This window comes from Streptomyces sp. SID3212, assembly GCF_009865405.1.
Classification (GTDB): domain Bacteria; phylum Actinomycetota; class Actinomycetes; order Streptomycetales; family Streptomycetaceae; genus Streptomyces.
On record NZ_WWJY01000179.1, the window covers coordinates 1 to 10,519 of the forward strand.

General features: G+C 72.6%; 11 protein-coding genes. 3 read left to right on the forward strand and 8 right to left on the reverse strand.

The features are described from left to right. Nucleotides 1–129: 129 nt before the first annotated feature. Nucleotides 130–846, reverse strand: coding sequence for a VIT family protein (locus GT042_RS05350; protein ID WP_161307540.1), 717 nt, complete (start codon nucleotides 844–846; stop codon nucleotides 130–132). 132 nt (nucleotides 847–978) lie between these two features. Here GT042_RS05350 and GT042_RS05355 point away from each other — a divergent pair, with 132 nt between their 5' ends. The 3 genes from GT042_RS05355 (at nucleotide 979) to GT042_RS05365 (ending at nucleotide 4,740) form a co-directional block, all read left to right on the forward strand. Further along, nucleotides 979–2,001, forward strand: a complete 1,023-nt coding sequence (locus GT042_RS05355) for a DEDDh family exonuclease (RefSeq protein WP_161307541.1) — start codon at nucleotides 979–981, stop codon at nucleotides 1,999–2,001. Between the two features lie 53 nt (nucleotides 2,002–2,054). Further along, nucleotides 2,055–2,864, forward strand: a complete 810-nt coding sequence (locus GT042_RS05360; RefSeq protein WP_161307542.1) for an SURF1 family protein — start codon at nucleotides 2,055–2,057, stop codon at nucleotides 2,862–2,864. Between the two features lie 91 nt (nucleotides 2,865–2,955). Beyond that, the gene (locus GT042_RS05365; RefSeq protein WP_161307543.1) at nucleotides 2,956–4,740 is read left to right on the forward strand and encodes a glycoside hydrolase family 15 protein; all 1,785 of its coding nucleotides are present in this window, start codon (nucleotides 2,956–2,958) and stop codon (nucleotides 4,738–4,740) included. A gap of 160 nt (nucleotides 4,741–4,900) precedes the next feature. Here the strand turns inward: GT042_RS05365 and GT042_RS05370 are convergent, their stop codons facing one another. The 7 genes from GT042_RS05370 to GT042_RS05400 form a co-directional block, all read right to left on the reverse strand. Further along, nucleotides 4,901–6,145 (reverse strand): cytochrome P450, encoded by a 1,245-nt coding sequence (locus GT042_RS05370; RefSeq protein WP_161307544.1) that lies wholly within the window; start codon nucleotides 6,143–6,145, stop codon nucleotides 4,901–4,903. Beyond that, nucleotides 6,142–6,681 carry an ATP/GTP-binding protein gene (locus GT042_RS05375; RefSeq protein ID WP_237530491.1) on the reverse strand — a complete coding sequence of 180 codons (540 nt, stop codon included), beginning with the start codon at nucleotides 6,679–6,681 and terminating at the stop codon, nucleotides 6,142–6,144. Before GT042_RS05375 ends, GT042_RS05370 begins: the two co-directional genes overlap by 4 nt. 46 nt (nucleotides 6,682–6,727) lie before the next feature. Then, complete coding sequence (locus tag GT042_RS05380) at nucleotides 6,728–7,093, reverse strand: DUF742 domain-containing protein (protein WP_161307546.1); 366 nt, start codon at nucleotides 7,091–7,093, stop codon at nucleotides 6,728–6,730. Next, nucleotides 7,090–7,548 carry a roadblock/LC7 domain-containing protein gene (locus tag GT042_RS05385; protein WP_237530489.1) on the reverse strand — a complete coding sequence of 153 codons (459 nt, stop codon included), beginning with the start codon at nucleotides 7,546–7,548 and terminating at the stop codon, nucleotides 7,090–7,092. The genes GT042_RS05380 and GT042_RS05385 overlap by 4 nt, the downstream gene beginning before the upstream one ends. Further along, on the reverse strand, nucleotides 7,545–8,912 hold the full coding sequence (locus GT042_RS05390) for an ATP-binding protein (protein ID WP_161307547.1): 1,368 nt from the start codon (nucleotides 8,910–8,912) through the stop codon (nucleotides 7,545–7,547). The genes GT042_RS05385 and GT042_RS05390 overlap by 4 nt, the downstream gene beginning before the upstream one ends. 270 nt (nucleotides 8,913–9,182) lie before the next feature. Further along, nucleotides 9,183–9,761 carry an alkaline shock response membrane anchor protein AmaP gene (gene amaP, locus GT042_RS05395; RefSeq protein ID WP_161307550.1) on the reverse strand — a complete coding sequence of 193 codons (579 nt, stop codon included), beginning with the start codon at nucleotides 9,759–9,761 and terminating at the stop codon, nucleotides 9,183–9,185. A gap of 172 nt (nucleotides 9,762–9,933) precedes the next feature. Then, on the reverse strand, nucleotides 9,934–10,519 hold a 586-nt coding region (locus GT042_RS05400), incomplete at its 5' end, for a DUF6286 domain-containing protein (RefSeq protein WP_161307548.1).

A 10,519-nucleotide genomic window follows, 5' to 3' on the forward strand; every position in this document is an offset into this window, starting at 1 on the left:
CCGGGCGGCCGGCACCGCGCACAGGCCCACCGCGCCGTCCCCGACGACGGCGCCCCCGGTCACCGCCGGTCGCGTCTCCACATCCGGGCGCGTCCCCACATCCGGTCGCCTCCTACGGAAGTGGGCGCCTCACACCCCCGCCGCCCCCAGCAGCGCGCCCGCGCCGTACGTCACCCCCATGGCCACCGCTCCCCCGCCCATGTTCCGCAGCACCGCGCGTGTCCTCGGGGCCGCGCCCAGCTTCGCGCTGCCCCAGCCCGTCAGGGCGAGGGCCACCAGGACCGCCAGGACCGTGACCGGCACCCGGACCGCCGTCGGGAGCAGGACGATCACGAGGAGCGGCAGCAGGGCGCCCGCCGTGAACGACAGGAAGCTCGCCCCCGCCGCGTGCCACGGGTTGGTCAGGGCGTCGGGGTCGATGCCCAGCTCCTCGCTGGCGTGGGCGCGCAGCGCGTCACGCGCCGTCAGCTGCTCCGCCGCCTCACGCGCCACCTTCTCCGACAGGCCGCGCTCCGCCAACAGCCCGGTCAGCTCGTCGAGTTCGGCCTCCGGCTGCTCCCGCAGCTCGCGGCGCTCCACGGCCAGCGCCGCCCGCTCCGAGTCGCGCTGGGTGGAGACCGACACGTACTCCCCCGTCGCCATCGACATCGACCCGGCCAACAGGCCCGCCAGACCCGCCGTCAGCAGCGTCCCGCGCGCGTCGGTGGCGCCGGCCACGCCGACCACCAGCCCCGCGGTGGAGACGATCCCGTCGTTGGCCCCGAGGACGGCCGCGCGCAGCCAGTTGAGGCGGGTCCCCAGGGCGTCGCCGTGGGGCTCGGCATGGGCGGTGGTGGAGTCGGTCACCCGGCGAGAGTCTCACCCGGTCCGTCACCGGCGCGACAGCGACCCGCACTTGACGGACCGCCCGGCGGCGGGGCGCGCGCCGCCACGGGGCCGCCCGGGCGACCACACTGTCAGTCGCGGCCCGTATTCTCTGTGACCATGCTCGACGACCAGACGACAGCGACAATGTGGCCGGCCGCCTACCCGCAGGGGTACGCGGTCGTCGACGTGGAGACCACCGGCCTCGCCCGCGACGACCGGATAGTGTCCGCCGCCGTCTACCGCCTGGACGTCCGGGGCGAGGTCGAGGACCACTGGTACACGCTCGTCAACCCGGAGCGCGATCCGGGACCCGTCTGGATCCACGGACTGACGAGCGACGTCCTGGAGAGCGCCCCGCTCTTCCCGGACATCGCCGCCGAGTTCGCCGAGCGCCTGGAGGGCCGGGTGCTGGTGGCGCACAACGCGATCTTCGACTGGTCGATGATCGCCCGGGAGTACGCCCGCGCGGGGAGCGCGGCGCCCACCCGGCAGCGGCTGTGCACGATCGCGCTGTCCAAGGAGCTGGCCCTGCCCCTGCCCAACCACAAACTGGAGTCGCTGGCCGCGCACTTCGGCGTGGTGCAGCAGCGCGCGCACCACGCGCTGGACGACGCGCGGGTGCTCGCCGAGGCGTTCCGGCCGAGCCTGCACGCGGCGGCGCGGGACGGCGTACGGCTGCCGCTCCTGGAATGCCTACCGCTCACGGAGTGGTCGGACACACCCGCGCGCCCCCGGATCGGCCACCAGTCGTCGTACCGTCCGGCGGCCCAGTCGACCTGGCGGCCCTCACGCAAGCGCCCGTCCTGCCCGTATCCGAACCCGGGGCGGTACGAGACGGGCAAGCCGCTCGTGCAGGGGATGCGCGTGGCGTTCTCGGGCGACACGTCCGTCGACCGGGAACTGCTGGAGGACCGGGCGGTGGAGGCGGGGCTGCACGTCGCGACGAGTGTGTCCCGGCTGACCAGTCTGCTGGTGACCAACGACCCGGAGTCCTCGACGTCCAAGACCGTCAAGGCGGTGTCGTACGGCACGCCGGTCGTCGACGAGGCGGCCTTCACCCAGCTGCTGCGGGACGTGGCGCCCGCCGGTGGCGCGGGGGCCGTCCCGGACGCCGCCGCTTCCCCGGACAGGTGACCGATTCGTACCCGCCGTCCGGCCCCCGGCCCCCGGCGGGTACCGTCGATGGCGTGTACCGCTTCCTGTTCACCCGGCAGTGGGTGATTCTCGCCCTGCTCTCGCTCGCGCTCATCCCGACGATGATCGAGCTGGGTTTCTGGCAGCTTCACCGGCACGAGCACAAGGTCGCCCAGAACACGCTGATCTCGGACAACCTCAAGGCGAAGCCCGTCCCGGTCACGGAGCTGACCTCGCCCGGGCACACCGTCCCGTACTCCGACTACTGGCGCCGGGTCACCGCCACGGGCCGCTTCGACACCGCCCACGAGGTGGTCGTCCGCCGCCGTACGTCCAGTGACGAGCAGGTCGGCTACCACGTGCTGATCCCGCTCATCCTCGACGACGGCCGCGCGCTGATCGTCAACCGGGGCTGGATCCCGTCCGGCGACGACCAGCGGGCCTTCCCGAAGATCCCGGCCCCGCCCTCGGGCGAGGTCACGATCACGGGCCGGCTCAAGGCCGACGAGACGACGAAGGGCAGCGGCATCCGCGACCTGCGGGACCTGCCGCCCCGCCAGGTCATGCTGATCAACAGCAAGGAGCAGGCCGCGTACCTGGACCGTACGGTCCTCGGCGGTTACGTCGAGCTGACCTCGCCGGTCCCGGCCGGCCGCTCCCCCCAGCAGATCCCGGACCCCGACGACGGTTCGATCGGCCCGCACATGGCGTACGCGGTCCAGTGGTGGCTGTTCGCCGCCGGGGTGCCGGTCGGCTTCGTGGTACTCGTACGCCGGGAGAAGCGCGACCGCGCGGCGGCGGCGGACTCCGACTCCGACGCGGAACAGCAGGACGCCCCCGAGCCGTCCCCGGCATCCGTCTGACCCGGTGAAGATCCGTCCGGCCCGTGAAGATCGTGCGGACAGGGCCTCCGGGCCGGGCCTAACCCCCCGTTGACGTGGGAACAGGCCCAGAGTGACTCCACGCATCGAGGACTACGCGCTCATCGGCGATCTCCAGACCGCCGCCCTGGTCGGCAGGAACGGCTCCATCGACTGGCTGTGCCTTCCTCGCTTCGACTCGGCGGCCTGCTTCGCGGCGCTGCTCGGCGACGAGGACAACGGCCACTGGCGGATCGCCCCCAAGGACGCCGGTGACAGCACCCGGCGTTCCTACGTGGACGACACGCTCGTCCTGGAATCCGTCTGGGAGACGCGTACCGGCTCGGTCAAGGTCACCGACTTCATGCCGCAGCGCGACACCGCACCCGACATCGTGCGGATCGTGGAGGGCCTCAGCGGCTCGGTGGAGATGCGGTCCACCCTGCGGCTGCGCTTCGACTACGGCTCGGTCGTGCCCTGGATGCGCCGCTCGGACGGCCACCGGGTCGCCGTCGCGGGCCCGGACTCCGTGTGGCTGCGCAGCGAGCCGCACGTCAAGACGTGGGGCCAGCACTTCACCACGTTCTCGTCGTTCACCGTCGGCGCCGGCGAGAAGGTGGCGTTCGTCCTCACCTGGCACCCCTCCCACAAGAAGCGCCCCGACCTGATCGATCCGTACGAGGCACTGGAACAGAGCCTGGACGGCTGGCGGGAGTGGTCCGCGCGCTGCCGGTACGACGGGCCGCACCGGGACGCCGTCATGCGCTCGCTCATCACGCTCAAGGCGCTCATCTACGCCCCGACGGGCGGGATCATCGCCGCGCCCACCACCTCCCTGCCCGAGGAGATCGGCGGGGTGCGGAACTGGGACTACCGCTACTGCTGGCTGCGCGACTCGACGCTGGTACTGGGCGCCCTGCTGTCGGCCGGCTACCTGGACGAGGCAGCGGCCTGGCGCGACTGGCTGCTGCGCGCGGTCGCCGGTGATCCGGCGGACCTCCAGATCATGTACGGGGTCGGGGGCGAGCGCCGGCTGCCGGAGACCGAACTGTCCTGGCTGCGGGGGTACGAGGGGTCCTCCCCCGTCCGTACCGGCAACGAGGCCGTCGAACAGCTCCAGCTCGACGTGTACGGCGAGGTCATGGACTCCCTCCACCTGGCGCGCGCCTCGGGTCTGCCCGCGACCTCGCACGCGTGGAAGCTCCAGCTCAGCCTGCTCGGCTTCCTGGAGTCGCGGTGGCGCGAACCGGACGAGGGGCTGTGGGAGGTGCGCGGCCCCCGCCGGCACTTCGTGCACTCGAAGGTGATGGCGTGGGTGGCCGCCGACCGTGCCGTACGGACCCTGGAGGACGACCCGTCGCTGCCCGGGGACGTGGCGCGGTGGCGGGCGATGCGGGACGAGGTGCACGACGAGGTCTGCGCGAAGGGGTACGACCCGGTACGGAACACCTTCACGCAGTCGTACGGCTCCGCGGAGCTGGACGCGGCGGCCCTGCTGATCCCCCAGGTGGGCTTCCTGCCGCCGGACGATCCCCGGGTCGTGGGCACGGTCGACGCGGTCAGGGAGGAGCTGATGCAGGGCGGGTTCGTCCGGCGTTACAGCACCGAGGGCCCGCTGGTGGACGGACTGCCGGGCGGCGAGGGCACGTTCCTCGTCTGCTCGTTCTGGCTGGCCGACGCGCTGCGGATGACCGGGCGGCACGACGAGGCGGAGGAGCTGTTCGCCCGGCTGCTGGAGCTGCGCAACGACGTGGGACTGCTGTCGGAGGAGTACGACCCGGTGGCGGGGCGCCAACTGGGCAACTTCCCGCAGGCGTTCAGCCACATCGGGCTGGTGGGCACCGCGGTGCTGCTGGCCAGGGGTGGCACGGCACGGTAGGGCGCATGGCTTCCGGGGCGCATGGCTTCCGGGGTACGGGTCTGACGCGGGTGCGAGACCTCCGCAGGGTGTCCTCAATCGCCGGACGGGCTCGACGGGGTGGCCCTGTTCAGCCCGTCCGGCGATGGAGGACACGGCGGAGCCGTCCGCGCCTCAAGGACTACGCCGACGCCGGGGACGTCCACGGGGTCGTTCCCTCCTGGTCCGGGTGGATCGGGGTGAAGCGGACCGGGAGGCGGGTCAGGGCGCGGAGGAAGCCCGTCGGGCGCCATACGATCTCCGCGGCGGGGACGGCCAGTTCCAGCGTCGGGAGCCACGACGTGAGCCGCTCCACGGCCGTCACCGCGATCTGCACGCTCGGATCCTTCGCCGGACAGGCGTGCGGCCCCGCCGAGAACGCCAGATGCGAACGGCCCCCGTTCCCCGCCTCTTCGGGCCGTTCGGGCGCCAGCCCGTCGTTGATCGCGGCGAAGGAGATCAGCACCAGGCTGTGCGCCGGGACCGGCACCCCCGCCAGCACGGTGTCCTGACGGGGGTAGTGGGCCCCGTAGTTGGCCACCGGCGCCTGCTTCCAGAGCACCACCCGCAGCGCGTCGTGGACGGTCAGGGCCCCGTCCGTCAGCGTGCTGTAGTACCGGTCGTCGGTCAGCATGCGGTGCAGGCTGTTGGCGATCAGCCCGCTGGTGGGCTCGTACGCCGCGCCCACGAAGAGCAGCAGCTCCTCCACGACCTCCTGCCGGGTGAGCCGCGCCGGATGCGACAGCAGCCAGGACGTCAGGTCCTGGCCCGGCTCGCGCACCCTCAGGTCGACCAGCTCGCCGATGTACCCGAGATAGGCGTCCCAGGCGACCTTGGCCTGCTCCTGGTGCGCGCTCGTGAACGCGGCGATCGAGGTGGCGAGCCGCGTGCTCTCCCGGTCGGGCACGCCGAACATCTCGTTGAACAGCAGGACCGGCAGCCCCATCGCGAACTCCGCGACCAGATCGCACTCCCCCCGCGCCGCGAACCCCTGGATGAGCCGGTCGGCGCTCCGCCGCACCATGCCGCGCAGCACGTGCGGCTCGAAGCGGCCGAGGCTGTCGGAGACCGCCCCCCGGTACCGGGCGTGTTCCTCGCCGTCGGTGAACATCGGGCTGCGCTGGTAGCCCAGCATGGACAGCAGCGGCGAGTCGGCGGGCATGTGGGACGTCTGCCAGGGGCGCGGGTCCTTGGACCAGAGGCCGGTGCCGTACAGGACCTCCAGGGCGGTGTCGAAGTCCGTCACCAGCATGGCCGGGACCCCGGGGGCGAACTCGACCGGCACCACCTTGCCCTCGCCGCGCAGCCGCCGGTAGATCCCGTAGGCGTCGGCGGCGAACTCGGGGCCGTACAGCCGGGGCAGGTCGGACGTCAGCGGGGTGGTCACACCATCTCCAGCGGGGACAGGACGTGTTGGGTCATCGTGATCAGTGCGTCCAGGCACGCGTCGCGGTCCCGGGCGTCGATGCCGACGACCGGGGTGCCCGGTGGCAGGTCGAGCGCCACGCGTACGTCGTCCGGCGAGTGGACCGGTGACGCGGGGAAGCGGTTGACGCCGACGACGTACGGCAGCCCCGCCGCCTCCACCATGTCCATCACCTCGAACGCGGCGTCCAGCCTGCCGGTGTCGACCAGCACCAGGATGCCCAGAGCGCCCCGGACGATGTCGTCCCACAGGACGCGGAACCGCTTCTGCCCGGGACTGCCGAACAGGTAGAGGACGAGGCGGTCGTCCAGCGTGAGCCGGCCGAAGTCGGTGCCGACCGTGGTGTGGGTCTTGGCGTCGACCCCGTCCAGGTCGTCGACCAGCGCGCCGGCCTGGGTCATCAGCTCTTCGGTGTGCCGGCTCTGGATCTCGGACACGGCACTGACGAAGGTCGTCTTGCCGACCGCGAACGGACCGGCCACCACCACCTTGAGCATCAGGGCGTTCTCGGGCAGGCGGGCCGGGGGCGGGCTGTGCGGGGCCTCACGGAGAGGACTTGGCCCGGCGAAGTCCATCGAGCACCTTTCTCAGCATCTCGGGGTCGTGCTGCGCCGCGATGGGCGCGGGCGGGCGGGCCTTGAGGCATCCCGCCGCGATGAGGTCGGCCAGCACGACCTTCGACAGCGAGACGGGCAGGCGCAGGTACGAGGCGGTCTCCACCAGGGACAGGGCACCGGCCCTGAGCAGCTCCATGGCCTCGCGCTGCTTGTCGCTCAGGCCGCGCGGGAGTTCGCCGCCGACGCGGTGGAGCAGGGTGATCCGTTCGAGCGCGCAGCGTTCGGCCCTGGCCCGGCCGCCGGTCTCGACGTAGGGCCGTACGAGCGGCCTCGACGCCCGTTCCGGAGTCATGACACCGCACCCACGGCGCCGCTCCCGTGCTGGCGTGCCGGGGTGCTCATGGCGCGGCCCAGCTTCTTCACCTGGACCTGTACCTCGTGCGCCACGACGCCCAGGTCGACGTCGGTGTCGGTGTAGACGGCGATCACCGCGTTCCGGCCGGCGCCGGTGAGGAACACGTAGCCGTGGTGGCCCTCGACGACCACCTGCCGTACGTCCTCCGGGCCGTCGGAGCCCGCGAAGGCGCCGAGGAGGCCGCGGGACGAGGAGATGATGCCGGCGAGCATCGCCGAGGCGCCCTCCGCGTCCACCCGGGGCAGGTTCGTGGAGCGCCCCTGCACCAGGCCGTCGGAGGCGAGGACCACACCGTGCCGTACGTGCGGGATGTCCATCAGCGGTTCGAGCACCCACGACATCGGTTCGTCCGTCGTCCGGAGCTTCGGCTCACGGCGTCCATCGATCATCATGGCTGTCCTTCTTCGGAGGGGTGGTCGGGCTGGTCCGGGGCGGCGCGGCCGGCCGCCGTGCCGGACTGGACCGCGGCCCACCGGCTCTGGTTCTCCGCCGGGCTGGGATCCGGCACACCGGGCGCGTCGGGGACGCCGGCCGCGCCGGCCGCCCGGGCGCGCATCCCCCTGCGCTGGGGCAGACCGCCCGGACCCGTGGCGGGGGTGTACGCGGAAACATGCACGGGAAGCGGCTCCTCGTCGCCCAGGATCGGAACGCGGGGGGAGGGCACGTTCGGTGACACCGTGCTCGGCGCCACCGAGTCCTCCTTGACCATGATCAGCAGTGACTCCGGTACGAGGACGGCGGCGCGCAGCCCGTTGCTGTACGGGGCCCGCTCCAGGACGGTGCGCAGGCCGTACTGCCGGGCGATGGCACCGGCCACCGGCAGGCCGATGCCGGGCGGTTCGCCCTCCAGCTCGGTGAAGAGCAGCGCCAGGTCACCGGCGGCGAGCCCGTTCGCCCGGGCCAGCTCGTCCGCCTCCATGCCCAGTCCCCAGTCGGTGATGAAGAAGGTGCAGCCGCTCGCGCCGTGTTTCACCTCCACCTCGATGTCGATGTTGCTCGGGGAGTGGCTGAGCGCGTTGTCGAGCAGTTCGGCGAGGACCATGGCCAGCGGTTCGACGGCGCGGGCCACCACCCCGAGCCGGCCGCGGACGTGGTAGCTGGGCGGCGCGATCCGCTGGTAGCCGACCACCCGCCCGGCAGCGCTCTTGACGATGCCCTGCACCGGCGAGTCCCCCCGGGCCAGCCCCGGCCACCTCCCGCACATCACGGCGAGGCCCTGGACGAGCCGGAGGTTCAGCTCGTTGAGCTCGTCCAGGCGCACCAGGTCCTCGGCCACGTCCGGATGGTCGTACCGCTCCTGCATGCGCTGGAGGAAGGTCTGCTGCCGGTAGTGGAGCGCCTGGAGCTTGCCCATGACGCCGCGCATCACAGCCTTGGCCGCGTCGTCGCCCCGTACCCGCTCGTCCACGACCAGTTGCCGCACCTGGGCGAGCACCTGACCGAGCGACACGTCCACCTCGGTGCCGGCCAGCTGTTCGTCGCGCAGCCCGGGGACCACCACATGGGGGTGCGCGGTGGCCATCGCCAGCTCGGGCAGCCGGGTGGCGGCCGTGTGGCGCACCTCGGCGACGACCGACCGCAGCAGGTCGTCCTTCCCGGCCAGTTCCGCGCCCAGCCGGGCGATCTCGCCCTCCAGCGCGGCCACCCGGTCCTGCTGGAGCCTCTCGCCGTACGCCAGCCGCGCGTCGAACACGGACTGCGCCTCGGCCAGGGCGCTCTCGGCCCGCCGTTTCTGCCGCCACCACGGAACGGGCATCACTCACACCGCCGTGGACCGGCAGTGGCACCACTTGCCATAGCTGTAACCCCGTCACATCACTGTCGTCGCCGTTTCCCTGTTGTCACACGGACCACCGCCGCCGCACGGATCACCGGCCGAAACGGGCCACGGAGAATCCGGCCGCCGCTCCGGGCCGCCGTATAGCCCTATCGGTGATCCAGGGGACCAGTCAACGGGAGAATCAGAAACCATGGGACGAATGGTGCCAGAGAGACGCCAGATGCGTTACCGGTCGATCACTCTCCGTCAATTCACTCTCTCGGGGCGATGCTTGGCGGCCCGCAGTCTGACCTCGGCCGGCAGCGCCTCCAGCCCCGCCGAGCCGCGCGCGTGGGCCAGCGCCTCGCCCGTCAGGCGGTTCATGGCCCCGCCGGGATCGGCGTGCGGTTCCAGCAGGAGCTGGACCCGCGCGGCGGGCGCCGTACGACGGCCCGTCAACCTGGCGCGCGCACGAGCCACCCCATCGAGGGACCCCGCCTCGCTCTCCAACACCCCTTCGAGCGCCCGCCCGCGCAGCAGCGCGCCTTCACCGTCGCCGCTGTCGACGAGGATTTCGGCCAGCCGCGCCCGCCGGAACTGCGCCAGCAGCCAGCACAGGGTGAGGACCACGATGACCGCGAGGGCGGCGATGATCACCGGCCACCACCAGCCGTCGTCGCGGTAGCGCTGCCGGTTGTGCCGGGTCAGCAGGACGTCGTGCGGTCCGCTGTACGGCCACCAGCCGGGCACCGACCAGCCCTGCCCCTGGGCGACCACCACACCCCCGGCGAGGAGCAGCACCAGACCGAGCAGACCGAGCAGGACGCGGTTGACGATCCGGAACACCCCGCCGGTACGGCCGGGCCTGGACGCGCCCCCGTGGCCGTGGCCGGCCTTCCTCTCGCTCTGTTCGTGCTTCGCCTTCTTGGCCTGCCGCGCCCGCCACTGCTTCTGTTCCTTCTGCTCCTTCTTCTCCTGACGGTCCGTCCCGCGCTTCTCGCCGCGCCGGCTCATCCGGTCACCCCTTCTTCTTGGGCCTGCGGACCCGTACCGACAGGGCCAGCGGCCTGGCCAGACCCAGGTCCCCCAGGCCCGCGCCGAGGGCGCTGTCCAGATCGGCCCGTACGTCGTCCAGTTCACGGAAGTGGGCCAGCGCCCGGACCCGTGCCTTGCGCCGGCGCACCCGGACCCGCGCGGACCGCACGCCCGAGACCTCCAGGGCCCGGTCGCGCAGCACCAGCGCGGCGGCGGACCGGTCGATCCCGGCCCGTACGTGGGCGAACTCGCGGCGCATCGGCAGCAGGGCGCGGAGTCCCGGGGTGAGGGCGAGGAGGATCAGCCAGACACCGAGTGCCATCGCCACGCAGGCGGAGAGCATGAGCCACGTCTCGTCGAGCGGCTGTTCGGCCAGTTCCTCGGCCAGTCTGCGGCGCCAGTACATCGCGTGGTGCCCGGCCCGTACCGCCGCGACGTCGTACAGCACCAGCCCGGCGGCGCCCAGGATGATCGCGGCGGCCACGGCGGCGGGGATCCGGCGCGCGGACCAGAAGCGGCCCGCCCTGCCGCCGGAGACGGTGGCGCCGTCCGGCGAGGGGGGACGCGGT

Bases quoted from the DNA above. Each gene is read 5' to 3' on its own strand.
- GT042_RS05390 (WP_161307547.1), bottom strand. From the start codon at position 8,912: ATGCCCGTTCCGTGGTGGCGGCAGAAACGGCGGGCCGAGAGCGCCCTG.
- GT042_RS05385 (WP_237530489.1), bottom strand. From the start codon at position 7,548: ATGATGATCGATGGACGCCGTGAGCCGAAGCTCCGGACGACGGACGAA.
- GT042_RS05380 (WP_161307546.1), bottom strand. From the start codon at position 7,093: ATGACTCCGGAACGGGCGTCGAGGCCGCTCGTACGGCCCTACGTCGAG.
- GT042_RS05375 (WP_237530491.1), bottom strand. From the start codon at position 6,681: ATGCTCAAGGTGGTGGTGGCCGGTCCGTTCGCGGTCGGCAAGACGACC.